This is a genomic window from Pseudomonas entomophila (genome assembly GCF_029478665.1).
GTDB classification, from domain to species: Bacteria; Pseudomonadota; Gammaproteobacteria; order Pseudomonadales; family Pseudomonadaceae; genus Aquipseudomonas; species Aquipseudomonas entomophila_F.
This window is the reverse complement of sequence record NZ_JARPQB010000028.1, coordinates 1-25,210: the sequence shown is the minus strand read 5'-3', so window position 1 is coordinate 25,210 and position 25,210 is coordinate 1. Positions and strand designations below refer to the sequence as shown.

General features: G+C 64.8%; 23 protein-coding genes. 10 read left to right on the top strand and 13 right to left on the bottom strand.

Annotated elements, in window-relative coordinates; all coding sequences use genetic code 11:
* Positions 1-3: 3 nt before the first annotated feature.
* Entirely contained in the window at positions 4-1,131 is a 1,128-nt protein-coding gene (locus P5705_RS15865; RefSeq protein WP_277461803.1) for an acyl-CoA dehydrogenase, read from the top strand.
* A 13-nt stretch (positions 1,132-1,144) separates the two neighbouring features.
* Positions 1,145-1,918 (top strand): enoyl-CoA hydratase, encoded by a 774-nt coding sequence (locus P5705_RS15860; RefSeq protein WP_277461801.1) that lies wholly within the window; start codon positions 1,145-1,147, stop codon positions 1,916-1,918.
* Positions 1,919-1,956: 38 nt separating this feature from the next.
* On the opposite strand, the gene P5705_RS15855 is transcribed toward P5705_RS15860, so the two are convergent.
* Complete coding sequence (locus tag P5705_RS15855) at positions 1,957-6,495, bottom strand: hypothetical protein (RefSeq protein WP_277461800.1); 4,539 nt, start codon at positions 6,493-6,495, stop codon at positions 1,957-1,959.
* 364 nt (positions 6,496-6,859) lie between these two features.
* Between P5705_RS15855 and P5705_RS15850 the strand changes: the two genes are divergently transcribed.
* From P5705_RS15850 to P5705_RS15830, 5 genes are all read left to right on the top strand, one after another.
* Positions 6,860-7,264: a TraR/DksA family transcriptional regulator gene (locus P5705_RS15850; protein ID WP_277461798.1), complete on the top strand. Its 405-nt coding sequence runs from the start codon at positions 6,860-6,862 to the stop codon at positions 7,262-7,264.
* A gap of 161 nt (positions 7,265-7,425) precedes the next feature.
* A complete protein-coding gene (locus tag P5705_RS15845) occupies positions 7,426-9,024 on the top strand; it encodes a methyl-accepting chemotaxis protein (RefSeq protein ID WP_431196953.1) in 1,599 nt (532 codons plus the stop codon).
* Positions 9,025-9,140: 116 nt separating this feature from the next.
* Positions 9,141-9,335: a hypothetical protein gene (locus tag P5705_RS15840; protein WP_277461796.1), complete on the top strand. Its 195-nt coding sequence runs from the start codon at positions 9,141-9,143 to the stop codon at positions 9,333-9,335.
* A gap of 506 nt (positions 9,336-9,841) precedes the next feature.
* A complete protein-coding gene (locus P5705_RS15835; RefSeq protein WP_277461795.1) occupies positions 9,842-10,312 on the top strand; it encodes a hypothetical protein in 471 nt (156 codons plus the stop codon).
* A complete protein-coding gene (locus tag P5705_RS15830) occupies positions 10,309-10,518 on the top strand; it encodes a hypothetical protein (RefSeq protein ID WP_277461794.1) in 210 nt (69 codons plus the stop codon). The genes P5705_RS15835 and P5705_RS15830 overlap by 4 nt, the downstream gene beginning before the upstream one ends.
* 76 nt (positions 10,519-10,594) lie before the next feature.
* Here P5705_RS15830 and P5705_RS15825 read toward each other — a convergent pair whose 3' ends face one another.
* The 7 genes from P5705_RS15825 to P5705_RS15795 form a co-directional block, all read right to left on the bottom strand.
* Positions 10,595-10,960: a Na+/H+ antiporter subunit G gene (locus tag P5705_RS15825; protein WP_277461792.1), complete on the bottom strand. Its 366-nt coding sequence runs from the start codon at positions 10,958-10,960 to the stop codon at positions 10,595-10,597.
* A complete protein-coding gene (locus tag P5705_RS15820) occupies positions 10,957-11,235 on the bottom strand; it encodes a K+/H+ antiporter subunit F (RefSeq protein ID WP_011534656.1) in 279 nt (92 codons plus the stop codon). The genes P5705_RS15825 and P5705_RS15820 overlap by 4 nt, the downstream gene beginning before the upstream one ends.
* The gene (locus P5705_RS15815) at positions 11,232-11,720 is read right to left on the bottom strand and encodes a Na+/H+ antiporter subunit E (protein WP_277461790.1); all 489 of its coding nucleotides are present in this window, start codon (positions 11,718-11,720) and stop codon (positions 11,232-11,234) included. The genes P5705_RS15820 and P5705_RS15815 overlap by 4 nt, the downstream gene beginning before the upstream one ends.
* Positions 11,717-13,396 carry a monovalent cation/H+ antiporter subunit D gene (locus P5705_RS15810; protein WP_277461789.1) on the bottom strand — a complete coding sequence of 560 codons (1,680 nt, stop codon included), beginning with the start codon at positions 13,394-13,396 and terminating at the stop codon, positions 11,717-11,719. Before P5705_RS15810 ends, P5705_RS15815 begins: the two co-directional genes overlap by 4 nt.
* Positions 13,393-13,737, bottom strand: a complete 345-nt coding sequence (locus P5705_RS15805) for a Na+/H+ antiporter subunit C (protein WP_028690551.1) — start codon at positions 13,735-13,737, stop codon at positions 13,393-13,395. The genes P5705_RS15810 and P5705_RS15805 overlap by 4 nt, the downstream gene beginning before the upstream one ends.
* A complete protein-coding gene (locus tag P5705_RS15800) occupies positions 13,737-16,643 on the bottom strand; it encodes a monovalent cation/H+ antiporter subunit A (RefSeq protein WP_277461788.1) in 2,907 nt (968 codons plus the stop codon). Before P5705_RS15800 ends, P5705_RS15805 begins: the two co-directional genes overlap by 1 nt.
* Before the next feature lie 230 nt (positions 16,644-16,873).
* The gene (locus tag P5705_RS15795) at positions 16,874-17,818 is read right to left on the bottom strand and encodes a DMT family transporter (protein ID WP_277461787.1); all 945 of its coding nucleotides are present in this window, start codon (positions 17,816-17,818) and stop codon (positions 16,874-16,876) included.
* Between the two features lie 84 nt (positions 17,819-17,902).
* Here P5705_RS15795 and P5705_RS15790 point away from each other — a divergent pair, with 84 nt between their 5' ends.
* Complete coding sequence (locus P5705_RS15790; RefSeq protein WP_277461786.1) at positions 17,903-18,466, top strand: helix-turn-helix domain-containing protein; 564 nt, start codon at positions 17,903-17,905, stop codon at positions 18,464-18,466.
* A gap of 77 nt (positions 18,467-18,543) precedes the next feature.
* Here the strand turns inward: P5705_RS15790 and soxR are convergent, their stop codons facing one another.
* Entirely contained in the window at positions 18,544-19,032 is a 489-nt protein-coding gene (gene soxR / locus P5705_RS15785) for a redox-sensitive transcriptional activator SoxR (RefSeq protein ID WP_277461785.1), read from the bottom strand.
* A gap of 87 nt (positions 19,033-19,119) precedes the next feature.
* On the opposite strand from soxR, the gene P5705_RS15780 reads away from it, so the two are divergent.
* Entirely contained in the window at positions 19,120-19,500 is a 381-nt protein-coding gene (locus P5705_RS15780) for an antibiotic biosynthesis monooxygenase (RefSeq protein WP_277461784.1), read from the top strand.
* On the opposite strand, the gene P5705_RS15775 is transcribed toward P5705_RS15780, so the two are convergent.
* Both P5705_RS15775 and P5705_RS15770 read right to left on the bottom strand, forming a co-directional pair.
* Positions 19,479-20,249 (bottom strand): alpha/beta hydrolase family protein, encoded by a 771-nt coding sequence (locus P5705_RS15775; RefSeq protein ID WP_277461783.1) that lies wholly within the window; start codon positions 20,247-20,249, stop codon positions 19,479-19,481. The genes P5705_RS15780 and P5705_RS15775 overlap by 22 nt on opposite strands.
* Complete coding sequence (locus tag P5705_RS15770) at positions 20,233-21,345, bottom strand: DUF3182 family protein (RefSeq protein ID WP_277461782.1); 1,113 nt, start codon at positions 21,343-21,345, stop codon at positions 20,233-20,235. The genes P5705_RS15775 and P5705_RS15770 overlap by 17 nt, the downstream gene beginning before the upstream one ends.
* 195 nt (positions 21,346-21,540) lie before the next feature.
* Between P5705_RS15770 and P5705_RS15765 the strand changes: the two genes are divergently transcribed.
* Positions 21,541-23,343: an aminopeptidase P family protein gene (locus P5705_RS15765; RefSeq protein ID WP_277461781.1), complete on the top strand. Its 1,803-nt coding sequence runs from the start codon at positions 21,541-21,543 to the stop codon at positions 23,341-23,343.
* 48 nt (positions 23,344-23,391) lie between these two features.
* On the opposite strand, the gene P5705_RS15760 is transcribed toward P5705_RS15765, so the two are convergent.
* Both P5705_RS15760 and rhtA read right to left on the bottom strand, forming a co-directional pair.
* On the bottom strand, positions 23,392-23,673 hold the full coding sequence (locus tag P5705_RS15760; RefSeq protein WP_277461780.1) for a hypothetical protein: 282 nt from the start codon (positions 23,671-23,673) through the stop codon (positions 23,392-23,394).
* A 185-nt stretch (positions 23,674-23,858) separates the two neighbouring features.
* The gene (gene rhtA, locus P5705_RS15755; protein WP_277461779.1) at positions 23,859-24,746 is read right to left on the bottom strand and encodes a threonine/homoserine exporter RhtA; all 888 of its coding nucleotides are present in this window, start codon (positions 24,744-24,746) and stop codon (positions 23,859-23,861) included.
* Between the last annotated feature and the right edge of the window lie 464 nt (positions 24,747-25,210).

Sequence of the window (25,210 nt, the reverse complement as noted above, 5' to 3'; positions counted from 1 at the left end):
ACCATGCTGGTAACTGAAGAGCAACAACAGATCGCCGATGCCGTGCGGGCGTTCGCCCAGGAACGGCTGAAGCCATTCGCCGAGCAATGGGACAAGGAGCACCGCTTCCCCAAGGAGGCGATCGCGCAGATGGCCGACCTCGGCCTGTTCGGCATGCTGGTACCCGAGCAATACGGTGGCAGCGACACCGGCTACGTGGCCTATGCCATGGCCCTGGAAGAGATCGCCGCCGGCGACGGCGCCTGTTCGACCATCATGAGTGTGCACAACTCGGTGGGCTGCGTGCCGATTCTCAAGTTCGGCAGCGAGGCGCAGAAACAGCAGTTCCTGGCGCCACTGGCCAGCGGCGCGATGCTCGGTGCGTTCGCCCTGACCGAGCCCCAGGCCGGCTCCGACGCCAGCAGCCTGAAGACCCGCGCCCGCCTGGACGGCGACCACTACGTGCTCAACGGCAGCAAGCAGTTCATCACCTCCGGGCAGAACGCCGGGGTGGTGATCGTCTTCGCCGTCACCGACCCTGAGGCCGGCAAGCGTGGCATCACAGCGTTCATCGTGCCCACCGATGCACCGGGTTATCAGGTGGCGCGGGTCGAGGACAAGCTGGGCCAGCACGCGTCCGACACCTGCCAGATCGTCTTCGACAATGTGCGGGTGCCGGTAGCCAATCGCTTGGGCGAGGAAGGGCAGGGCTACAAGATTGCCCTGGCCAACCTCGAAGGCGGGCGCATCGGCATCGCCTCGCAATCGGTGGGCATGGCCCGCGCCGCCTTCGAGGCGGCCCGCGACTACGCCAACGAGCGGCAGACCTTTGGCAAGCCCTTGATCGAGCACCAGGCCGTGGCCTTCCGCCTGGCCGACATGGCAACCAAGATTGCCGTGGCCCGGCAGATGGTGCTGCACGCCGCCGCGTTGCGCGACGCTGGGCGCCCGGCGCTGGTGGAGGCGTCGATGGCCAAGCTTTTCGCCTCGGAAATGGCCGAAAAGGTCTGTTCGGATGCCTTGCAGACCCTGGGCGGTTATGGCTATCTGAGCGACTTCCCGCTGGAGCGGATCTACCGCGACGTGCGGGTCTGCCAGATCTACGAAGGCACCAGCGACATTCAGCGCATGGTCATTGCGCGCAATCTTTGAAGGAGCAGTCTGCATGGCATTCGAAACCATCCTGTTGGACATCCACGGCAAGGTCGGCCTGATCACCCTCAACCGTCCCCAGGCGCTCAATGCGCTGAACGCGCAGATCGTCGGCGAGATCAACCAGGCCCTGGACCAGCTGGAGCGTGACCCGAACATCGGTTGCGTGGTGCTGACCGGCTCCGCCAAGGCCTTTGCCGCCGGTGCCGACATCAAGGAAATGGCCGAGCTGCAGTACCCGCAGATCTACGTCGACGACCTGTTCAGCGATTCTGACCGCATCGCCAACCGGCGCAAGCCGATCATCGCCGCGGTATCGGGCTTCGCGCTCGGCGGAGGCTGCGAGCTGGCGATGATGTGCGACTTCATCCTGGCCGCCGACAACGCCAAGTTCGGCCAGCCGGAAATCAACCTCGGCGTGCTGCCGGGCATGGGCGGCACCCAGCGCCTGACCCGCGCGGTGGGCAAGGCCAAGGCCATGGAGCTGTGCCTGACCGGCCGCCTGATGGGCGCTGAGGAGGCGGAACGCGCAGGCCTGGTGGCGCGCATCGTGCCGCAGGCCGAGCTGGTGGAAGAGGCGCTGAAGGTCGCCGCGACCATCGCCGGCAAGTCGATCCCGGTGAGCATGATGGTCAAGGAAAGCGTCAACCGTGCCTTCGAAGTGACCTTGAGCGAAGGCGTGCGCTTCGAACGTCGGGTGTTCCATGCCGCGTTCGCCACCGAAGACCAGAAGGAAGGCATGGCGGCGTTCATCGCCAAGCGCGAGGCGCAGTTCAAGGACCGTTGAGCCCGGCGGGGCGCTGGCAGGCCAGCGCCCCTCGGGTATCACAAGTTGAAGAAATATGCGCTGGCGGCTGCCGTGGTAATCGGCGCGCGGTAGACCTCGGTGGTCGTGCCGTTGGCTTCGGTCACCTGCTGGCCTGCGGCATGGCGTTGAGCCAGGGTCTTCAGGTGCCCCGCGATGAAGTCGAGCTTGGCGGCTTCCTGGGTCGGGTAGTGGAAGTGGGCATACCACAGCGCCTTGCCATCATGGCTGATGCTGTATTCGTCAAGGAAGTCGGCAGGGCGCCCTTTGACCCTGGCCAGGCGTACCCGGGGCCCGACCTTCGCCAGTTGCACCTGGCCTTGCTCGATCAAGAATTGCACCTCTCTCATGCGCGGCCGCTGCGCCAGGGCTGCCTCTATCCGTAGCTGGCTGGCCTTGTTTTGCAGTTCCTCGGCCAAGGCACGCAAGGCTTTGGCGGTGCCCTCGGCGTCCAGCCCCTTGACGCCTTCGTCGGTGGCATTGTCCTGGGTCAGGCGTGCCTCGATGGCGTCGACCTGTCCGAGCAAACGAGCCTGTTGATGGAGGATGGATTCTTCGATCTCCACCGGCAGGTAGCGGTTGCCCGCGTGCTGGATGTTCGCCAGCTCCTTGCGCGCCGTGTTCATCAACCCTGAGCTGTCTTTCAACAGGCGTTTGAGGCTGCGCTCGCTGTTAGGCTGCGTGACCTTGGCGGGCTTGAGTTCCACCCAATTACCCTGCTTGAGGTGATAGGTTCGCGTCGGGGTCTTGCTGTCCGGACCTGGCAGGTCGACGGTATTGACATCTTCCGCGCGGGGTTCTGCCAGCAGCACCCCGTGTTCGGCCGTTTCGATCAACCCAGGCACCTTGCGGCGCAGTTGCGCCAAGGTACGCACGGGTGGATAGTCCGGCAGCTCCTTCAGGTCTCGGGTGACGTCGGCGAGGATTTCATCCAGCTCGCCTTGCAACTGCTGGGCGGTTTGCCGCGCGGCATCGCCTTCGGTCAGGTCGATCAGGTTGCCCAGTTGGCGGTTGGCGACCTCGAAGTGCCCCTGGATACTGTGCAGCAGGCGCGTGCTGACTTCGGGGTCCGGTTGCGCCAACTTGAACAGTTTGGCGCGCTGGGCGATCCCCAACTCTATGTTGTCCCAGAATCGGTCGCGCCAGTAGGGTGCATCGCCTTGCAGGCGGTGGACCAGGGTCATGCGATTGAGCAGCCCCTCCAGGCGCAGAAAACGCAGGACCAGCGCCCGCTCGGCATTGGCTGTCACCGTTGCGGCCAGGTCTCGCCATTGGCTTATCTCAGGAAAGCGCGGGCCAGCCAGTTTGCCCAGTTCATCCTGGCATTGGCGCAGGAGCTTGTTGTTTTCGGTCATGCGTTCGAGCAGGGGGGCCAGGTTGTCCAGGCGCTGGGTGACGCTGCGCACGTCGGCCGCGGCGAGTGGCTGGCCTTGCTGTTGCTGCCGGGCAATCTGCAGCAACTGGGTACGGTTGGGCTGATAGCGTTGGTACAGGATCTTGTGCAGCACTCGTTGGCAGAAACTGACGTTATACACGGCATAGGCATGGACTTTTCTGAAGTCCTTGACCGCCTGCAGCGCATTACGGGTCTTGAGGTGTTCGAGGTGATGTTCCCAGAAGCTGGAAACCGCGCTGATGCGCTCCTGGCAAGTGCTCAGTACGCTGTCATCGGTCGTGGCGTTTGTCAGGCTTTCGAGGGTGGTCATTTCCCGGAGCTTGGCTGGGATGAGCTCCTTGTCGGCCTTGATCACGTCGTTGGCGGCACGCAGGGCGTCCTGCTTCTCCAGTTGGAGCCTGCGAAGCTGCTCCGACAGTGGCATGCCCCCCTTGAAACCCAGCCTGAGGTCGAGCTGCCAGGCTCCTACTTCATTTACATAGAGCCAGGGGCCGAGGGTCTGATCTGCACCTACAATGCGCATGTTCTGCCGCGTTGGGTCTTTAACCACTTCGTAGACACTGCCTTCGAGCACCGTGTAGAGCACGGTTCCGTGCAGGTATAGTCCTTGGAACTCGCCAGCCGGAATCGGCGAACCGAGGTCTGCGACCTGGATTGTCGCCTGTAGCCGGGTTAACGCTTGGTGCTGCGCCGGGCTGAGCGTGCGGCTGGGGCGGGACCAACTGAAGTCGACGAGGGCGGCGTGACCCGTGCTCACTTCTGGTATAGCTACTTCGGACGCAATGGGGAACTGAGGCTGCACAGGGGGGGAAGGGACTCGCGCCTGCTCCAGGCGCAACCGAAAGAGCGAGTGGGAAAACAGCAGCATGGCGATGTTTACCAGCAGGTCGACCATGGCCAGCCGGTGTTCGGTGGGGTCACGTTCGCCGTCGGATGTGATGAAGCGGGCCAGGGCAATTTCCATCTGCGCCAGCCAGGCGATCTTGCCCAGGGTACTGCCGGCCAGTGGCAGCAAGGTGTTGAACATCAGCCAGCCGAGTTGCTTCCAGCTGTTCCAGCGGGTTTGCGAGGTGCTGACGGCCTGCGCCTCGAAGCGGGCGATGGATTCATTCACACAGGCCAGGTAGAGCGCCTGGCCAATGTCATCCTCGGCAGGCTCCAGCGCCAGGCTGACGGGCGCGGGTGTACCGAACGGCACGGCGCTGGTGTCGTCCAGTGGCACGAACAGGTGCGGCTCGAGGAAGCCACCATGGGCGTAGAAGCGCCGATCCTCGGCCGGCAGGCGCTGTAGCAGGTCGTCCTGCAAGTCCCCAGGGGTGCTGATGGCGACGAACAGCGACAGGCGGTCGCTGAAGTACAGCAGCGACTCTTCATGCAGGGGCCGATACAGCAGGCAAGCCTCGCCATCGGGGGTTTGCGTCTCAATAAGCCAGGTATTGCGCGGATGATCCACTGTGGCGCCAGGAGACTTGACGAAGCCCAATGGGCGCATGACCCACCTGGGATCAGTCTTTGCGGGGTTTGACGAGAACACCTGGCCGACATGGTCGACGATTTGTCGATCGGGGATCTTGCCTTGCAGGTGCAGCTCCATGGCCAGCGCCGGCAGTTGTGCGCCAAGTTGTGCCTTGAGCAGTTTTTGTCGCTGCTGGCGCTGGGTCATGTCATCCAGCAGCTCGCGCCGCAGCGAGGCAGGGTAAGCGGTGGCGATATCCAGCTCGCTGATCAGCTTGTGCAGGTAACGCTCGGTCATCCATGTGGGCAGAGGCGCGGCAGTGGTGGACGTGAGTGTTACCCGCCCTGGCTTTAGCAGGCCCAGGTTGCCGATGGCCAGCTGGGCCAGCGTGAACTCGACTGGCGTTACCTCGCCACTGGTCACGAGCGAACCTTGCACCGGCGCTGCGGTAGCGGTGACCTGGTAGTTGGTGACACGCACCTGCTCCGGCTTGCAGGCGTCGTCGGGATGATCGGCTGCCAGGCGTTCGGCCAACTGCTGGTTGGCGTAGGCCTCGGCGGTGGGCACACCGTCCAGCCAGAAGCGTCCCTTGGCTTCTTGATAGCGTTGCGCGACATCGATCAGCAGGGTGCTGTAGTGCATCAGGGGGCGGCTGGGCGCATTGCGCAACCAGTCGGGCAGGTGCGCCGAGAGCGAGCGGCGCTGGGCCTCTTCGATATCGCTGCACAAGTCGACCATGGAGGTGAAACGGTCTATATCCAGGCTCAGGGTGATCGCATCGAGTGCGCTGTGGTAGCCACCGGCGAGGGTTTCGATAACGCGCAACTGCTGGTTCAGCAGGCCCAGCGCCTGGTCCTCGAACACTGAAGAGGCGGCGGGTGTGATATCAATTCGCAGCGGGGTTTGCGGGGTAGTACTGGCGTGGTAACGCGCGATGGTCTCGAGCAAGGCCTGGCGTGAAGCGAAGCCGAGCAGTTTGCCGCTCAGGGTATAGAGCAGGGTCAGATCACGCCCCGGTTCGCCATCGGCGTGCTCGATCAGTACCGCGCTGGCGAGATCCACGTCGAGGTTGCTGTTGTTCGCATAATCGACCCGCAGGCCGGAAACAACGAGGCCATTGGCATTTGGCCATTTACTGCGTTGAGCCGACTCGGGGTAGTCATGCACCAACTTGGCGGTCGCCAAGGCAAATGTGGGCAAGCTGCCGGCTGTTTGGTGAGCATCGATGGCGGTTTGCAGTTGTTGGCGCAGATCGTTGGCGTACCACTGCCAAGGGGTTTCGCCGCTGCTGTCGAACAGGCTCCAATACCCGGTCAGTTGCTGTTGGTGAACGGTGAGTAGCAGAGGCCCTGTCTCGTTGATGAGCAACTCGACCTCATGCAGGTCGATGGCCAACGTGGCATCGTCGTCCGGGCGGGCAATCAGGGCGTCGGCGCCAACTGTCAGGTTAAGTGTGCGGCGCCGGCAGTAACGTTCGACCAGTACTTGCGCCAGAGGCCTGGTGTAGGTTTTTTCGGTTTGCGGGTGGCGCGTTTTCAGGAAAAGGCCCAGCGGATCGTACTGACGGCTCAGGTGGCGTTGCTGCCATTGGTCGAAGAGGAGGTATTCGGCGGTCCCCAGCAAAGTCGGGCGATCGTTGAAGCGCTTGGCGACCTTGCAGTCGAGACGGCTGAATTGTGCCAGGCGTTGTTGCAGGTTGTCGTTCATGGCAGAGGCCTGTGGGTGAAGGAGCCCCATCAAGCCCGGTTGTGCCCGTTGCCGTGCGCTAGCCAACTACCACCCCGTCGCCACGGTGGCCGTTACAGGCCTGACAAGGCGGTATTTGTTGCGGCATATTGCCTACTCGCGCCTACCAGGCGCGCAGCACCGGAGAAATACGACACCAGCGGGCGGATTCCTGCTGATTTCGGTCAAATTGGCCGTCATTTCTGTTGCCCACTGCCGCTTGGCACCTTAGACTTCCGCCCCCTGTAAAAGAGTGCCACTTGGCGCTTGAAGAATTCCGCCGTTGATGCAGCAGCGTCGGCGGCACCCGAATCGCCCATATGCACATTTTTTCATAGAGAAATCGATGACCAAGGAACAGTTGCTGGCCATGTCGGCCGATGACTACATGAACGCCGAACAGCTCGCGTTCTTCACCGCGCTGCTGCAGTCGATGAAAGTCGAAACCCACGAGCGCATCGAACTTAGCCGCACTTCCATCGAAAGCCTGGACAGCCCGTCGGACCCTGCCGACGTAGCCTCGGTGGAAGAGGAGCGCACCTGGCTGGTCAACGCCATCGACCGCGACCAGCGCCTGCTGCCGCAGTTGGAGATGGCCCTGGACCGTATCGGTGACGAAAGCTTTGGCTGGTGTGACGACAGCGGCGAGCCGATCGGCCTGAAGCGCCTGCTGATCAGCCCCACCACCAAGTACTGCATCGAAGCCCAGGAGCGTCACGAACAGCTCGACCGCCACCAGCGGCAGATCTGATTCGACGCCTTGTGCAAGGCCCCACGGAGTGATCCCTGGGGCCTTCGTGTTTTCTTGTCTTGCATCAAGTGTGACCGCCTTGCGCCTGAGGGCGCTTGGATAATGGCGTTATAGTGGCGTTTAATGACGTCACAAAAACGACATGCGGATGGACCACGAAGATGATGCGAGAAGGATCTCTGTCGACCGTAGAACCCGTGCAGCCAGTGTCTGCGCGAACCCTGACCGGCATCGCCCTGATGCAGGGTGTGGCTTTGTGCGCGTTGCTGATAGCCATGGCCTACGCTGGGCTGGCCTTGTACCTGGCCATGCCTCTGGGGTTGCTGGTCCTGTGGCTGCCCCATGGGCGGCGCCCGGTACCAGCGCAGGCGACACCTGCGGATGGGAAGAGCAGTGACCTGCTACAGGAGCTGGCGCGCGGTACCAGCCATAACGCCCTGTCGGCGGCGGCGGTGGCCCACTCGGTGCAGCAATTGGCGGCTCGGGTGCAGTCGCAACTGGGCGCCGCCCAAGAGATCGTCGGCAGCGCCGAGATCATGATCACCACCGAGGAGCAGACTGCCCAGCTCAGCCAGCAGGCGCTGGAAGCCGCGCGCTCCGCCCACGGCAGCAGCGTGGTCGGCAGTGAGGTGCTGGCCGAGTCCATCCAGTGCATGCGCGAGCTGAGTGTGCGCGCTTCGGCCAGCCGTGAGCTGATCGAGGCGCTGCATCAGCGCAGTGAAGATATCGCCCGGGTCACCCTGGTGATCCAGGGCATTGCCAGCCAGACCAACCTGCTGGCGCTCAACGCCGCCATCGAAGCGGCGCGGGCCGGCGAGCATGGCCGTGGTTTCGCGGTGGTGGCCGACGAGGTGCGCGGCCTGGCCGGCCGTACCTCCAGCGCCACCGAAGAGGTCGGCCAGATGGTCGCGGACATTCAGGCGCGCACCGCCCAGGTGGTGGCGCAGATTCGGACGCTGGCCGATGACCTGGGCAAGGGTGTTGGCCAGGTCGAGCAGGCTGGTGGGCAACTGGCGCAGATCGCTAGCCTGGCGGCCAGTGTCGAGGGCCAGGTGAGCGAGATCGCCGGAGGAACCCAGGTCAACCAAGCCCAGCTCGATACCCTGTTCCAGGCCGTGGCCCAGGTACGCGGCGACCTGGAAGTCAGCGACCAGCAGACCCGGCGCCTGGCCAAGGCAGCGGTGCAGATGGAGGGCCAGGTGGAAAGCCTCAGCGAACGGCTGGCCGAGGTCGGCCTGGATGCCTACCATCAGCGGGTGTTCGAACTGGCGCAGGCGGGCGCGCGGCAGATTGGCGAGCGTTTCGAGGCTGACATCGCCCAGGGGCGTATCGGCCTGGACGATCTGTTCGACCGCCAGTACCGGCCGATTGCCGGTATGCAACCAGCGCGTTTCACCACGCGCTTCGACCACTACACCGATAGCGTGCTGCCACCGCTCCAGGAGCCGTTGCTGCAGCACGATGGGCTGGTGTATGCCATCGCCTGCACCCAGCAGGGCTATGTGCCGACCCACAACAATGCCTTCACCCAGCCACTGACCGGCGACATCGCCCACGACACGGCGCACAACCGCAGCAAGCGCATGTTCGACGACCGTACGGGCGCTCGCTGCGGCAGCCACCAGCAGCGGGTGCTGCTGCAGACCTACACGCGGGACACCGGTGAACTGATGCACGACCTTTCGGTGCCGATCTTCGTCGCTGGGCGCCACTGGGGCGGCCTGCGCCTGGGATATCGGCCAGAGCCCGGGCTCGACTGAGGCGGTTTGTTGCCTGCAACGCAACACTGCTGTACCGCGTTGCACTTTATTTGCGACAGGGTCAGGTCGTATCATGCGCACATCGTTAGGTTGCTAATTAAATTCCGGAGGGAATGATGACTAGCCGAGTCGATGTAGCCGTGATGATCGGCAGTGGTGTGCCACGGTCCTTGCAGACCCTGGGCAAAAGGGCGTGCTGGGTGGTGCTGGTTGACGGCGAACGCCGTGGCACGGCCTTCGCCAGCCGTGGCGAGGCGCTGGAATGCCAGGCTGCGTGGCAACAGCAACTGGACAGGAACCATGCGGCGTGAAGCTTCAGCCCTCCAGGTGGCGTGCGAGCTCCCAGGCGTCCTGGTAGCGTTGGCGGAATCCATGGACTTTGCCCGAGTGGGTTTCGGTGATGTGGAAGAAACCGATACCGGCGGCCACGACGCTATATCGGGATATTCCGGGCACGGTCGTGCGACAAGAAATGCTACGTGCCTCTCGACGGAATTCGGTGTTTTCGTGCATATTCGTGTACCTGTAATGCGCGATGAAGGGTTGGGGCACACTTGAGCTGAAGTGTCGCCCTCAGTAGTCGCATCTTTCCTGACCCTTTAGCTGTCAGGTATTACGTACCCTATTTGCGGATAGTTTGCCGAAACACGCCGGATGTTCCAGGGGGAAATGTTCCCTGCTTGGCGTATCGTTCGTGTGCGTGGATCTTCGCTTACCGAATCCATGGTCCATCGGACTTCGACTTTGAGTGGTCGCCACCCCACGCCCAGCGGCGTGCGCGGTGCGGCCTGCTGTAATTGATGTGAGGAGCTTTTCATTGGCAGTCAGTACTCTGGATACCCATGCGTTGTTTGCCCTGGGCGATTTGCGCGCCAAACTGGTCAAGTTGTTCCAGGGGCGCTTCGTGTATGTCTCCGAGCAGAACCCGGAAGGCCTGTACATGGCCGAGATCGATACCGACGACGCCCTGGTGGTCGATGACAAACAGCGCCTGGAGCTGAAAGTGGGTGACCACTTCCGCGCCGCCGTGCTGCCCAGCCGCGAAGGCGGCAAACTCGAACTGCGCTTTCGCGAGATCAAGTTCAATGTGTATGGGCAGGGCGACTATGCCTTTGTTTCCGTACCGGAAGGCGAGGCCATCGTGTTCCGTGAAGGGCAGGGCGTGATGCTGGTGTTCGCGGCACAGCAGCAAGTCCAGGAAGGCCTGGGCAAACTGCTCAAGGCGGTGACCGGCAAGGTTGCCAAATGGCGCAAGGGCGAGCTGACCACCTTCAAGGCCAGCGAGTGAGCGACGAGGACACGCCCGCCTCGCGAGCCGACTTCCATCGTCAGCATCAGGCCCGTGCGGTCGAGCAGGCCGAACGCCTGCTGGCGCGCCGTAATGAATTGCAGGGAGCCTGGCTGGCCTGGGTGGCCAGCGAGCTCTTCCAGATGAGCCCGTCGCCTTTCGTCGCCATGGTGCGACGCGAGTTGCAGCGCCTGAGCCAGGCCTGACGATCGGGCTTGCACGCCCCCTGTAGGAGCGGCGCAAGGCCGCTCCTACAGGGGGCGTGCGCGGCTTGAAGCGGCTTCAGTTACCGCGATCGCGCCCGCTGCTGACTTCTTCCGGCACGTCCTCGCCCGAGGTACGCTTGCGAAACAGCGCGGCCCTGGCCAGCAGCAGGGTGGTCACCGGCACGGTGATCGACAACAGGATCGGGATCAGCCAGGCGTGCAGCACCGGGCTCTGCTTGAGCGCCGAGAAGTACAGGATCGAGGCCAGCGCCACGCACCAGGCGCCGATGGTCGAGGCCAGCGCGGGCGGGTGCATGCGCTGGAAGTACTCTTTCAGACGCACCAGGCCGATGGCGCCGATCAGGGCGAACAGGCTGCCGATGAGCAGCAGGGCTGCCGTGATCAGTTCCAGCCAGAACGGCAATACCATGGTTTCGTTCATTCGATCACCTCGCCACGCAGGAGGAACTTGGCCAGGGCGAAGGAGCCGACGAAGCCGAACAGAGCGATCAGCAGGGCGCCTTCGAAGTAGGTATCGCTGGCATAGCGGATCCCCAGCACCAGCATCATCAGCATGCCGAGGATGTACAGGTAGTCCAGGGCCAGCACTCGGTCCTGGGCGGACGGGCCGCGGAACAGCCGGATCAGCGTCAGGCCCATGGCCAGGGCGAAGATGAACAGGCTGGCGAGGACGGCGTTGGCGAGCAGGCCGCTCATTCGAAGATCTCCATCAGCGGGCGTTCATAAGTGTGTTTGAAATGCTCGATGAACGCCGGTTCATCGTCCAGATCGAACACGTGCAGCAGCAGCACGCTGCGGTCCAGGGCCAGCTCCGACCAGATGGTGCCTGGGACCACGGTGGTGATCATCGACAGCGCCGCCAGGCCATGGGCGTCGCGCAGGTCCAGCGGGATGTGCACGAATGCCGAGCGCGGTGGCGTGCCGCTGGCGCGCAGCACGCCACGGGCGACCTGCAGGTTGGAATGAATCACGTCGAGGCCGACCCGGCAGATGAGCTTGGCGATCACCCAGGGCCGACGCACGTGGGCGTGTTGCGGGCGCAGCGGAGCCATCAGGATCGGTGCGAGGATGCCCAGCAAGGCTCCCAGCAGCAGGTTGCCCGGGCTGACTGAGAGGTTGAGCAGCAGCCACAGCACGAACAGCGCGACGGACAGCAGCGGCGCGGGGAACAGTCGGTTCATGGCTGTACCTCCAGGCTGGCGGTGGTCGGGCCGGGCACTGGCCGCGTCGCCATCACCGCCTTGATGTAGGCCTGCGGCGTGCGCAGGCTGGCGGCGGTGTCCTGGGTGTAGCGCAGCAGCGGCTCGGCCTTGAGGCTGAGGAAGATGCACAGGCTCAGGAGGATGACGATGGGCACGCACTCATAGCGGCGCAGTACCGGGGAGGGGCGCTCCTCGGGCTTCCAGAAGCGCTGGATGCCGACGCGGCCGAAGGCGATCAGCGAGGCCATGCCGGACAGCACCAGCAGGGTGACCAAGGTCCAGCCCGCGGTGCCCAGTGGCTGTTCCGGGGCGACGCCCAGGCCTTGCGGGTTGAACAGCGCGCTGATCAGGTTGAGTTTGCCGATGAAGCCCGACAGCGGCGGCATGCCGATGATCAGCAGGGCGCAGGCGATGAAGCTCAGGCCGAGGAAGGCCATGGTCCAGGGGATGATCTGGCCGATCACCACCTGCTGCTCGTCGTCCAGATTGATGCCCTTGGGTGGGTGCAGCGACTCCAGTGGCGAGGGCATTGCGTCCTCTTCATCGTCCAGCGGCGCTTCGTTGGCCGAGCGCGAGCGCTCCACCAGCTCGGCCAGCAGGAACAATGCGCACAGGGCCAGGGTGGAGCTAGCCAGGTAGAACAGCGCGGCGCCGGTCAGGATCGGCTGGCCGAAGCCGATGGCCGCCAGCAGCGTGCCGGCGGACATCAGGATGCTCAGGGCCGCCAGGCGCTCCAGACGCTGGGCGGCGAGGATCGACATGGCCGCCACGGCCAGGGTCGCCAGGCCGCCGTACACCAGCCAGTCACCACCGAAGAACGCCGAGGCGCCCGCCTGGCCTGAGAACAGCAGCGTCCACATACGCAGGATGGCGTAGAGGCCGACCTTGGTCATGATCGCGAACAGCGCGGCCACCGGCGCGCTGGCCGACGAATAGGCCGGCACCAGCCAGAAGTTCAACGGCCACATTCCGGCCTTGGCCAGGAAGGCGATGGCCAGGATCGCCGCGCCGGCATGCAGCAGTCCGCGGTCGGCCTCCGGCACCAGCGGCACTTTCAACGCCAGGTCAGCCATGTTCAGGGTACCGGTCACGCCATAGAGCATGGCCGCGCCGACCAGGAACAGCGACGAAGCGAACAGGTTGATGGCGATGTAGTGCAGCCCGGCCTTGACCCGCGCCCGCCCCGAGCCATGCAGCAGCAGGCCGTAGGAAGCCGCCAGCAGCACTTCGAAGAACACGAACAGGTTGAACAGGTCGGCGGTGAGGAAGGCACCGTACAGGCCCATCAGCTGGATCTGGAACAGCGCGTGGAAGCTGGCCCCGGCGCCGTCCCAGCGTGCTCGGGCGAACAGCAGGGCACTCAAGCCGACGATGCCGGTCAGGGTCAGCAGCAGCGCCGACAGGTGATCGACCACCAGGGCGATGCCGAATGGCGCCGGCCAGTTGCCCGGCAGATAGACGCCGATGGACTCGGCCTGGCCCTGGGTGCGCACCCACATCAGCAAGGTGACGGCGATGCCCAGGCCGAGGGCGGTGGACAGCAGGTTCAGGCGCGCCTTGAGCCAGCGGTGTTTCTCGCCGATCAGCAGCATCAACGATGCGGTGATCAGCGGCAGCAGGATCGGCGCGATGATCAGTTGGTTCATCCCGCTCATTCTTCACGCTCCCGGCCATCGACGTGGTCGGTCCCGGTCAGCCCGCGGGAGGCCAGCAACACCACCAGGAACAGCGCGGTCATGGCGAAGCTGATGACGATCGCGGTGAGCACCAGCGCCTGGGGCAGCGGGTCGGTGTAGTGCAGCAGGTCGTGGGGCACGCCGTCCTTGATGATCGGCTCCTTGCCGATGAACAGGCTACCCATGCTGAAGATGAACAGGTTGACCCCGTAGGACAGCAGGCACAGGCCCATGATCACCTGGTAGGTCCGTGGGCGCAGGACCAGCCAGACCCCGGAGGCGGCCAGGACGCCGATGGCGACTGCAATGACTTCTTCCATCAGGCGGCTCCTGCTTGGCTGGACTTGGCGGGGCGGTAGGCACGCACCGACTGGTGGGCCAGGGCGGTGAGGATGAGCAGGGTCGAGCCGACCACCACGGTGTACACGCCGATGTCGAAGAACAGTGCGCTGGCCACGTGCACGTCACCCAGCAGCGGCAGGTGCAGGTGCGCGGTATGGGTGGTCAGGAACGGGTAGCCCAGCAGCATCGCCCCGGCGCCGGTGAGGGTGGCGCAGAGCAGGCCGGTGCCCATCCAGCGCAGCGGACGCAGGCTCATCTGCGCCTCCACCCACTGGGTGCCGGCGACCATGTACTGCAGGATGAACGCCACCGACATCACCAGGCCGGCGACGAAGCCGCCACCCGGCTGGTTGTGGCCGCGCATGAACAGGTACATCGATACCAGCAGGGCAATCGGCAGCAGCAGGCGCACCAGGGCGGCAGGCACCATCATGAAACCGAGCGCGGTGTCGGTGGCCTGGCGCGGGTTGACCAGGTCGGTGACCACGTCCGGCGCCAACTGACGCTGCTGGGCGGGCAACTGCATGCTCTCCTTTGGTGGGCGGAAGCGACGCAGCAGGGCGAACACGGTCAGTGCCACGGCCACCAGCACGGTGACTTCGCCGAGGGTGTCGAAGCCGCGGAAGTCCACCAGCATCACGTTGACCACGTTGCTGCCGCCGCCCTGGGGCAGGGCGCGGCTGAGGTAGAACGATGAGATGTCGTTGGGCGTCGGGCGGGTCAGCATGGCGTATGACAGCAGCGCCATGCCACCGCCGACCAGCACCGCCAGCACCAGGTCACGCAGGCGCCGCAGGCGCGCGCGGTCCTGGCTGCCGGGCAGCGGCGACACGCCCTCGATACGTCGTGGCAGCCAGCGCAGGCCAAGCAGGATCAACACGGTGGTGACCACTTCGACCGCCAGTTGGGTCAGTGCCAGGTCAGGCGCGGAGAACCAGACGAAGGTGATGCAGGTCATCAGGCCGCAGACGCCGACCATGATCAAGGCCGCCAGGCGGTGGTATTTGGCTTGGTAGGCGGCGCCGATGGCACAGGCAATGGCGATCAGCCAGAGTGCGACGAAGACTCCGGAGCCCGGGATCTTCGGTCGGTCGCCCCAGCTCAGGCCGCTGTACAGCAGCGGTACCAGGCCGGCGACGAATGCCGCCAGCACCAGCATGAACAGCTGGGTCTGCAGGCGTCGGGTGGTCAGCAGGCGCTCGACGCGCCGGGCCAGGAGCATCAGGCGCACCAGGCCGTGCTCGAACAGGCGCTTGCCGTTGAAGCGCTCGATCAGCGGCGGGTAGGGGAAGCGACCGCGCTGCAGCTGCTTGCGCAGCAGCAGGTAGAGGGCGATGCCACCGCTCATGGCGATCAGGCTCATCATCAGCGGCGCGTTCCAGCCGTGCCAGATGGCCAGGCTGTATTCCGGCAGGGCGCCGCCCACCACCGGTGTGGCGGCGGCGGCCAGCAGCGGGCCGACCGATTGTGCCGGGAAGATGCCGACCACCAGGCAGGTGAGCACCAGCAGCTCGACCGGCGCGCGCATCCAGCGTGGCGGCTCGTGGGGTGTGTGCGGCAGGTCCTGGGCGGGCGGGCCGAAGAACACGTCGACGGTGAAGCGTAATGCGTAGGCCACGCTGAAGGTCCCGGCCAGGGTGGCGATCACCGGCAGGGTTGCTTCGACCCAGGCGCTGGAGGTGATGAACACGGTCTCGGCGAAGAACATCTCCTTCGATAGGAAGCCGTTCATCAACGGCACGCCGGCCATCGAGGCGCTGGCGACCATGGCCAGGGTCGCGGTGAATGGCACCAGGCGGAACAGGCCGCTCAGGCGGCGGATGTCACGGGTGCCGCTTTCGTGGTCGATGATCCCCGCGGCCATGAACAGCGAGGCCTTGAAGGTGGCGTGATTGAGGATGTGGAAAACCGCGGCGACCGCCGCCAGTGGGCTGTTCAGGCCCAGCAGCAGGGTGATCAGGCCCAGGTGGCTGATGGTCGAATAGGCCAGCAGGCCCTTGAGATCGTTCTGGAACATCGCGGCGAAGGCGCCGAGCAGCAGGGTGGTGGCGCCGGCGCCGCCGACGATCCAGAACCATTCCTCGCTGCCCGACAGCGCCGGCCACAGCCGGGCCAGCAGGAACACCCCGGCCTTGACCATGGTCGCCGAGTGCAGGTAAGCCGAGACGGGGGTGGGCGCCGCCATGGCATGGGGCAGCCAGAACTGGAAGGGAAACTGCGCGCTCTTGCTCAGGGCGCCGATCAGGATGAGGGGCAGCAGCACCGGGTACAGCGCATGCTGGCGGATGGTGTCGCCGGCAGCCAGGACCTTGTCCAGGTCATAGCTGCCGACCACATGGCCGAGCAGCAGGGCCCCGACCAGCAGGCACAAGCCGCCGGCCCCCGTGACCATCAACGCCATGTAGGCGCCGCGCCGGGCGTCGGCACGGTGGTGCCAGTAGCCGATCAGCAGGAAGGAGAACAGGCTTGTCAGCTCCCAGAAGAACACCAGCTGGATCAGGTTGCCTGAGATCACCAGGCCGAGCATGGCGCCCATGAACGCCAGGAAGAAGGCGAAGAAGCGTGGCACCGGGTCCTGGGGCGACATGTAGTAGCGGGCGTACAGCGAGACCAGGGTGCCTATGCCCAGCACCAGCAGGCTGAACAGCCAGGCGAAGCCGTCCATGCGCAGGACCAGGTTCAGGCCCAGGCTCGGCAGCCAGAGGAATTCCTCGCGGATCACCCCGCCATCGGCGATCTGGGGGTACAGCAACGCCACCTGGACGGTGCCGACCAGGGCCACGAGCCCGGCAAGAATGGACTCGGCGTTGCGTGCGTTGTGCGGCAGGACAGCCGCCAGGCAACTGCCCAGGAAGGGCAGAAGCAATAGCACAATCAATGACATAGCGTTCTGTTCTGAGAAGTTTGCCAAGGATCATACGTGCCGGGCGGTTGATCACCAACACGCAAGCGGTTGCAGGATCCTACAAATGTGCTGTGACAAGCTGTTTTTTTATAACAGTTTCTTTCAGAGCATAGCGGCTGATCGTGTGCCCGTGGGGTTATGCGTTCTCCATACGAACGGCCTTGCGACGCGGAAGGCCGCTCCTGCACAGGGCGATGGGCCGCAGACGGCTATAGCCCCGGCTCGCGCTGGCGCGGTTCATCGTCCTGCAAGGTGTCGGCCTCGTCCTGGCGACGGAACTTCAACTCGCTCACCGCCACTGCCAGCACGATCAGCAGCCCGCCGATCAACGCCACGCCGGGCAAGCGCTCACCGGCGATGCGCCCGACGATGCCGGCCCACACCGGCTCGCCGGCGTAGATCAGGGTGGCGCGGGTGGGCGAGACCGATTTCTGTGCCCAGTTCATCGCCACCTGGATCACCGCGCTCATGGCCCCCAGGCCCACCGCGCTGGCCAACAGTAGCCAGGAGAAGCCGGGGAGCTGTTCCTGGGTCGGCACGATCATCAGGAACGACAGTGCCGAAGCGGTGGCCAGTTGCACCACGGTGACCCGGCGTACATCAACCTTGCCGGCGTAACGGCTGATCAGGATGATCTCGCCGGCGATCGCCACGGCGCTGACCAGCGTCACCAGTTCGCCTTCGCTGAAGTGCAGCGCACCGCCCTCGGGGCCGGCCAGCAGCATCAGGCCGACGAAGGCCAGGCCGATGCCCAGGCTTGGCATCAGGCCTGGGCGGCGGCCCAGCACCAGCCATTGCAGCAGCGGCACGAAGGGCACGTAGAGCGCGGTAATGAACGCCGACTGGCTGCTGCTGATGGTCTGCAGGCCCATGGTCTGCAAGCCGTAGCCGAGCATGATCGACACGCCGATGAGCACGCCGGCCTTGAGTTCGGTGAAGGTCAGCCCCGACAGCGAGCGGGCCGATACCAGGCCGACGAACAGGGCGGCGGCGGCAAAGCGCAAGCCAACGAAGAACATCGGCCCGCTGACGGTCATGACATTGTGCACGATCAGGAAGGTACCGCCCCAGAGCATGGTGATGAACACCAGCACCAGTTCGGCCTTGCTCAGGCGCAAGGTGACAGTGGGTTTGCGGGCGGGGGCCTGGTTCATGGTCTTGCACACTCGGAAGGGGCGGCGCACAATTCGCCGCAAAGTGGGCAGTATACTGCGCATCCCCTACCAGTGAGCAATATAGTGCACAAAGATTCCGAGCACCGGGCATCGGTGCTGCAGCATGTCAGCCAGAACGTTCGTCGCCTGCGTGGCGACGCCGGCCTGAGCCAGGCCGCCCTGGCCGAGCGTTCTGGGGTCAGCCGGCGGATGCTGGTGGCCATCGAGGCGGGCGAGAAGAATGTCAGCCTCACCACTTTGGACCTGATCGCCGAAGCGCTCGGGGTGGCGTTCAGCACCCTGATCCAGGCACCGGACCGGCGTGACCCCAGTCGCATCGAAGAGCTGGCCTGGGCCGGTGTGCATCCCGCCAGCCGCGCCGTGCTGCTCGGCAGCAGCCCGGCGCGGCGGGAAGTCGAGTTGTGGGAGTGGACCCTGGCCCCCGGCGAGTGCTACGCCAGCGAAGCCGACGCCGCCGGCTGGCGCGAGCAGATCTATGTGGCCGAAGGCCGCCTGACCCTGATCATCGAAGAGGGGGAGCGGCAACTGGACAAAGGTGAGTTCTTCGTCTTCCCCAGCGACTGCCGCTATGCCTACCGCAATGATGGCCAGGAGCCGGTGCGTTTCGTGCGCAACGTGGTGATCTAAATCTCAACCGGCCAATATTCGTCGGTACTGGCCACCTTGGCATAGGCGAACGCCAGCGCGGCTATCGCCGGCCACGACTACCGGCGGCGCTTCGCAGTCATCAGCGGCTGAACTTCGCTGCTGGTCGGGTGCGGCCCCGGGCCTTCATCGGCGAGGCGGTCGTGGTGGTTGCGCAGCGGGCATTCCTTCAGCGACATGCAGCCACAGCCGATGCAGCCGTCGAGCTGGTCGCGCAGCATCACCAGCTCGTCGATGCGCCGGCTCAGGTCGTCGCGCCAGCGCGCCGACAGACGCTGCCAGTCGGCGGCGGTAGGAGTGTGATCACACGGCAGGGTCTCCAGGGCGCCGGCGATGTCGGCCAGGGCGATGCCCAGGCGCTGGGCCATCTTGATCACCGCGACCCGGCGCAGCATGGCCCGTGGGTAGCGGCGCTGGTTGCCGGCGTTGCGGGTACTGTGGATCAGGCCCTTGGTCTCGTAGAAGTGCAGGGCGGTCACGGCCACACCGCTGCGCGCGGCGAGCTGGCCGACGCTGAGCAGGCGCTCCTGGGCGGAAGGGGGCTTCATCGGCAAAAAATCCTTGACCTTGAGTTAGCTGGAGGTTTTACCCTCCACGACCATCTGCTGCAAGAGCCCGAAACGAGGAGATGCGTCATGGCGGCCAACACCCATTCCCTGTGGTTCACCCAGATGATCGAGTACGACGTGCCACCTTTGCGCCAGGACGCCCTGGCCGAGGCCCTGGTGGTGCGCTGCGAGCACCTGGCGCAACGTTGCGACGGTTTGCTGAGCGTCAGCATCCAGGTCAGCGACGACGGTCGCCGGGTGCTCCAGCATCTGCGCTGGCAATCACGCCAGGCCTGGGCCGCTGCCGCGGGCTGCTTTAGCGAGGAGCCGTTCCTCGATCTGCTGGGCAAGCACCAGGCCCGTGGCGTGAACTTCGCCGCGTTCCAGACGCTGCGCAACCTGGTGCGTGGCGCCGATGGCGGCCTGCATTGCCAGCTGGGCAGTACTCAGGCGTACCAGGGCGCGTAGTGCGGGTAGCGGTCCAGGCGTGCGCCGATGACCATCTCGCCTATCCAGGCCGTGAGTATGGCGCTGTAGGCTTTCTGGCTCTCTTCGCTGGACAGCGCATGGTCGGCGCCGTCAACCAGGCGGTGGGTCATCGAGTGGGCGCCAACGAAGGCCGAGCGGTAGTTCATCAGCGTGCTGTGCGGCACATAGTCGTCCTGTTCGGACTCCACCAGCAGCACGTCGCCGGCGAACTCGGCGCAGGCGGCCAGGGCACGGTTGTCGGCTGGGCCCAGGTCACGCAGGCGGTAGGCGGTGAGCCGCTGGCGATCGAGGGCTTGCTTGGGTGCATCCCATTCATCGTCCCAGTAGAGGGCCGGCACCCTTAGCGCCAGCCATTTGACTGGCCGGTGGCGGGTGAGCAGGGTGGCCAGGTAGCCGCCATAGCTGCTGCCGATCACAGCGATGGCGCCGGGATCGACCGACGGGTGTCTGGTCAGCCGGTCGTAGGCGGCCAGCAGGTCGGCCAGATTCTGCTCGCGGGTGACGGTCAGGCGCTGGCACTCGGTCTTTTCATGGCCGCGCAGGTCGAAGGTCATGCACACGCAGCCGAGCCCGGTGATCTGCCGGGCACGGGCCAGGTCGCGCTGCTGGCTGCCGCCCCAGCCATGGACGAAGAGGATCCCTGGCATGCGGCTGCCTGGGCTGACCAGGGTGCCGACGATGCTGTCGCCCTCGACGCGCACTTCCACGGTTTCACTCTCGATGGTCATGGTCGCGTATCCGTGCATATTTGCTGAGTTGTCCGAGTTCACTGTCGTGGCCCTGGTAGAACAGGGTGGCGTCGGCGGGCAACCGTGCATCACCGAAGACCTCGTGGGTCGACGCGCATAGTCGGCCCAGGAGCGGATCGGCGGCGAAAGCCTCCAGCGCGAGGACTTCGGCGGGGCTGGCGCCGCCCAGGCGCCAGGATTGCTCGAGCACGCCGCTGCGCAGGTGGCCATGGTGGTCCTGGCCACGGGCGATGTCGTAGTTGCGACGTGAGGCGATGAAGCCCGGGATGTAACGCTCGGCGGCCTCTTCATAGGTCATGGCCTGGTTGATGGCCAGGCGCAGGTGGTCCTCGAGCGGCAACTGCAGCAACTGCTGGTAGTCGCCGCGCACGATCACCAGGTCGGAACCGCCATACACCTCGGCGCCCGCATGATCGCGGGTGAGGTGCTGGGTGCCGTGATAGCTCAGGGTCAGCCCGGCCACGCGCACCTGGCCGACGCTGAAGGTCTCGACCGCGTCGAGGTCTTCTTCCAGCACCAGGCCCCACAGGCCCAATTGCTGTTCATCCATCGCCGACAGCAGCGGCTCCAGGGCCTGGCCATCGATGATCACCTGCTGGCCTCGGCCGGCGCAGGCCTGTACCGGCTTGATGCGCACCGGCCCTTCGCGCAGTAGCAGTTCGGCGGCGCGGCGGGCGTCGGCCTTGGAGAATACGGTATAGCCACGCAGCAGGGCATCGCTGGCATGCAGGGCGAAGGCGTCGGTCCAGCCGGTTGGGAAGCTGGCCTCGGCCGGTAGCGGGTGGGAAATGGCCTTGGTGGCCATGTGCGGATGGCTGACCATGCCGCCAAACAGGTCCTGCTCGCCCTGAATGCCCAACAGCGCTTGACGCGTCGGATCGACCAGGGTCTCGGTCGGCACATAATAGTAGTGCGTGTCGGCGCAGGGCGGCGGAGCGGGTTCGATCCGCTCGATGCCTTGCAGGCGTGCCAGGTGCTCGGCGATTTTGAGATGGGTCGTCTGTTCGTGCTCCGGCGTGTGCTCGCGGGTGTCGAGCAGCACGACAGCATTTTTCGGTTCGCGTGAGTGGGGCATGGCCGACCTCGCGTAGGTACGCTATTCAAGGATTGTGAAGGCCCGTGGCCGGTTTAGTTCAGGAGGATGGATCGACGGTCGGCAGGGCAGTTGGGGCAATGCATGCCTTGTTACGGTCGTGGTGATTGCGGGCGCCTGCAGGCTGTTCCATTATCAGCGTCCTGGACCCGTCGTCACCTATCCGCAGGAGTGCGCATGAACAGTCAGTCTCCCCTTCACGAATCCGTCCCGGCGCGCCTTGCCCGTGTGCGCGAGGTCATGGCCCGGGAGGGCGTGGATGCCCTGCTGGTGCCTTCGGCGGACCCGCACCTGTCCGAGTACCTGCCGGGCTATTGGCAGGGGCGACAGTGGCTGTCCGGGTTCCTCGGTTCGGTGGGGACGCTGGTGGTGACGGCGGACTTTGCCGGGTTGTGGGCCGACAGCCGCTACTGGGAGCAGGCGAACAAAGAGCTGGCCGGCAGCGGCATTGAGCTGATGAAGCTGCGCCCGGGGCAGCCCGGGGCGCTGGAATGGCTGGGGGCGGAAGTGAGCGGCACCGTCGCGGTGGACGGCGCGGTCATGGCCCTGGCCTCGGCGCGCCAACTGGATGAGCGCCTGCAGGCGCGTGGCGCGACATTGCGCACCGATCTCGACCTGCTGGATCGGGTATGGGCTGACCGTCCCTCGTTGCCGGGCAATCCGGTGTACCAGCACCTGCCACCCCATGCCACGGTCAACCGTGCGCAGAAGCTCGACGAATTGCGCAGCACGCTGCGGGAAAAGGGCGCCGACTGGCATTTCATCGCCACCCTCGACGACATCGCCTGGCTGTTCAACCTGCGCGGCAGCGATGTCTCCTACAACCCCGTGTTCGTTTCCTTCGCGCTGGTCAGCCAGGACAAGGCGTTCCTGTTTGTCGGCCGAGACAAGGTCGATGGCCACCTGCGTGAGGTGCTGGCGGCCGATGGCATCGAAGTGCGCGACTACGCCGAGGTCAATGACGCGCTGACGGCGATTCCGACCGCGGCGAGCCTGCTGGTGGACCCGGCGCGGGTCACCCGTGGCCTGCTGGACAACCTGCGCGAGCAGGTGCGGCTGGTCGAGAGCATCAACCCGACTACCCTGAGCAAGTCGCGCAAGGGTGAGGGAGACCTCGTCCATATCCGCAAGGCTATGGAGCAGGATGGCGCGGCGCTGTGTGAGTTTTTTGCCTGGTTCGAAGCGGCCCTCGGCGCGCAACCGATCACTGAGCTGACCATCGACGACCAGTTGAGCGCGGCCCGTGCCCGTCGCCCTGGCTTTGTGTCGCTGAGCTTTTCTACCATCGCGGCCTACAACGCCAACGGCGCGATGCCGCATTACCGCGCCACCGAAGAGTCCCACGCCGTGATCGAAGGCAATGGCCTACTGTTGATCGACTCGGGCGGCCAGTACCTGGGCGGGACCACCGATATCACCCGTATGGTGCCGATCGGCGAGCCGAGCCATGAGCAGAAGGCCGATTGCTCCCGGGTGCTCAAGGGCATGATTGCCCTGTCGCGGGCCAGCTTCCCACGCGGGATACTCTCGCCGCTGCTCGATGCTATTGCCCGGGCCCCGATCTGGGCCGATCAGGTCGAGTACGGCCATGGCACCGGTCATGGTGTCGGTTACTTCATGAATGTGCACGAAGGCCCTCAGGTGATCGCCTACCAGGCCGCGACCACACCGCAGACGGCAATGCAGCCCGGCATGATCAGTTCCATCGAGCCTGGGACCTATCGCCCGGGGCAGTGGGGAGTGCGGATCGAGAATCTGGTGGTCAACCGCGAGGCCGGTACCAGCGAGTTCGGTGAGTTCCTCGCGTTCGAGACATTGACCCTGTGCCCAATCGACACGCGTTGCCTGTTGGTCGAGGCGCTGGGCAGTGAGGATATTGCCTGGTTGAACCGCTACCACCAGACGGTGCGGGAGCGGTTGGCACCGCTGTTGGAAGGCGAGACGCTGGCCTGGCTGGAGCGGCGCACCGCAGCGCTCTGAAAATGCGGAACTGAAAAGGGCAGCCGTTGGCTGCCCTTTGTGTATCGGCTACTTGCAGATCACGATCATGCTTCGACTGGTATAACCGGCGGGGTTGATGCCGAATACATAGTCGCCAGGCTCCTCATCGGAGTCGCCGGAGCGAGCGATGACTTTGTAGCCCTTGGCGCTGCAGGAACTGGCGGCCTTGCTGTAGCACTTGTCCCACGACGAGGAGAGGCCGGAGCAGTTGATGTGCAGGCCCTTCTTCCCCCGCTTCACCTCGGTATTGGCTGTCGCGGCGCATCCAGCGATGGCCAGGATGGCCAGGATGAGCAAAATACGTTTCATTCCTGTCCTTATTCGGCCCGACTGCATTTACGGGCCTGTGGTTTGCGCCTTGTCTCTTCCCTGATGGTCCCCTGCTTCCATGTACCGCTCAGTAGATAGCGTCAAGATTGTATTTGGGTGACAGCTTAATCAGCCACGGCGGACGGTACAAGGCTACGGGTAGCCAAATGCAAATATTTCTCAAATCAGTCTGCGGCCACGGGCGGTGCCGCATCTCGTTTCATGGTAAGGGTCGCGCCCACCGAGGCGGTGATGATGGCGAGGATCGCCAGCCATTGCCAAAGGGTGAGTTTCTCACCTAGGAAAAGTAACCCCGACAACGCGCCAAAGGCCGGCTCGATGCTCATCAGCGTGCCGAATGTGCGGGCGGGCATGCGGGTCAGGGCGACCATTTCCAGGCTGTAGGGGAGGGCCGTCGACAGGATGGCCACGCCCAAGGCCACGGGGAGCAGCGCGGGAGTCAGCAGAGCGCTGCCTGCGTGGGCGATGCCGATGGGGGCGACGAACAGGGCGGCGATCACCACGCCCAGGGCCGCGGTCTGGATACCGTTCTCGGCCCCGGCTTTCTGCCCATAGAGGATGTACAGCGCCCAGCACACCCCGGCCCCCAGAGCATAGGCGGCACCAACCGGATCGAGGCCGCCGCCGGTCTGGCCGACGGGGATCAGCAGCAGCAGGCCGACGACCGCCAGGGCGATCCACAGGAAGTCCAGCGCCCGCCGCGAGGCCCATAGCGCCACGGCCAGCGGCCCGGTGAACTCGAGGGCGACGGCGATGCCCAGCGGCACGCTGCGCAGTGACATATAGAAGAGGAAGTTCATGCCGCCCAGGGCCATGCCGTAGATAATCACGCTGCGCAGGGTGCTGGCGTTCAGGCGTGCGCGCCAGGGGCGCAGCAGCAGGAGCATGATGACGCTGGCGAAGATGAGGCGCAGGGCGGTGGTGCCCTGGGCGCCGACCACGGGGAACATGCTCTTGGCCAACGAGGCCCCTGACTGGATGGAGGCCATGGCGATCAGCAGCAGGCCGATGGGGAACAGCGTGGCGGCCAGGCTACGGTTTGGGGTGTTCATGGAGGTTTCCGTTTTATTGTACGCGCAAGGGTGCGCAATATAGTGCGCAGTGGCGGGCGGGTTGGCAAGGTTGGGATGGGGTTGTAGATGGTGTGAGGGCTGCCAGGCGGTTGTCTTGGGATTGTGTTGTGTGTGCGAGGTGTTCGCTATGGGTCTTGCAGCGCCTATGAGATCTAGCGCCGCCCGCGCGGCGCATCGCGGATGAATCCGCTCCTGCATCTATATATGCAATGTGCCGCACCCGTGAGGCCATGGTCGGCCCGTCCAGGCACAATGGCTTGGAACAAACCTGTGTAGGAGCGGATTCATCCGCGATGCGCCGCACGGCGGCGCTCGATCTGCAGGGCGGTGCAGGTGCTGAGCGCACGCCTGGCGGCCGTGATGCAGTCTTCTCGCTAATTATTTGAAATTATTGAAATTAAAGGTTGACGCGCTTTCAGATCCCCTTATAATGCGCCCCACTT

Coding starts and splice junctions, on each gene's coding strand:
- P5705_RS15865 (WP_277461803.1), top strand. CDS start 4: ATGCTGGTAACTGAAGAGCAACAACAGATCGCCGATGCCGTGCGGGCG.
- P5705_RS15860 (WP_277461801.1), top strand. CDS start 1,145: ATGGCATTCGAAACCATCCTGTTGGACATCCACGGCAAGGTCGGCCTG.
- P5705_RS15855 (WP_277461800.1), bottom strand. CDS start 6,495: ATGAACGACAACCTGCAACAACGCCTGGCACAATTCAGCCGTCTCGAC.
- P5705_RS15850 (WP_277461798.1), top strand. CDS start 6,860: ATGACCAAGGAACAGTTGCTGGCCATGTCGGCCGATGACTACATGAAC.
- P5705_RS15845 (WP_431196953.1), top strand. CDS start 7,426: ATGATGCGAGAAGGATCTCTGTCGACCGTAGAACCCGTGCAGCCAGTG.
- P5705_RS15840 (WP_277461796.1), top strand. CDS start 9,141: ATGACTAGCCGAGTCGATGTAGCCGTGATGATCGGCAGTGGTGTGCCA.
- P5705_RS15825 (WP_277461792.1), bottom strand. CDS start 10,960: ATGAACGAAACCATGGTATTGCCGTTCTGGCTGGAACTGATCACGGCA.
- P5705_RS15820 (WP_011534656.1), bottom strand. CDS start 11,235: ATGAGCGGCCTGCTCGCCAACGCCGTCCTCGCCAGCCTGTTCATCTTC.
- P5705_RS15815 (WP_277461790.1), bottom strand. CDS start 11,720: ATGAACCGACTGTTCCCCGCGCCGCTGCTGTCCGTCGCGCTGTTCGTG.
- P5705_RS15810 (WP_277461789.1), bottom strand. CDS start 13,396: ATGAGCGGGATGAACCAACTGATCATCGCGCCGATCCTGCTGCCGCTG.
- P5705_RS15805 (WP_028690551.1), bottom strand. CDS start 13,737: ATGGAAGAAGTCATTGCAGTCGCCATCGGCGTCCTGGCCGCCTCCGGG.
- P5705_RS15800 (WP_277461788.1), bottom strand. CDS start 16,643: ATGTCATTGATTGTGCTATTGCTTCTGCCCTTCCTGGGCAGTTGCCTG.
- P5705_RS15795 (WP_277461787.1), bottom strand. CDS start 17,818: ATGAACCAGGCCCCCGCCCGCAAACCCACTGTCACCTTGCGCCTGAGC.
- soxR (WP_277461785.1), bottom strand. CDS start 19,032: ATGAAGCCCCCTTCCGCCCAGGAGCGCCTGCTCAGCGTCGGCCAGCTC.
- P5705_RS15780 (WP_277461784.1), top strand. CDS start 19,120: ATGGCGGCCAACACCCATTCCCTGTGGTTCACCCAGATGATCGAGTAC.
- P5705_RS15775 (WP_277461783.1), bottom strand. CDS start 20,249: ATGACCATCGAGAGTGAAACCGTGGAAGTGCGCGTCGAGGGCGACAGC.
- P5705_RS15770 (WP_277461782.1), bottom strand. CDS start 21,345: ATGCCCCACTCACGCGAACCGAAAAATGCTGTCGTGCTGCTCGACACC.
- P5705_RS15765 (WP_277461781.1), top strand. CDS start 21,541: ATGAACAGTCAGTCTCCCCTTCACGAATCCGTCCCGGCGCGCCTTGCC.
- P5705_RS15760 (WP_277461780.1), bottom strand. CDS start 23,673: ATGAAACGTATTTTGCTCATCCTGGCCATCCTGGCCATCGCTGGATGC.
- rhtA (WP_277461779.1), bottom strand. CDS start 24,746: ATGAACACCCCAAACCGTAGCCTGGCCGCCACGCTGTTCCCCATCGGC.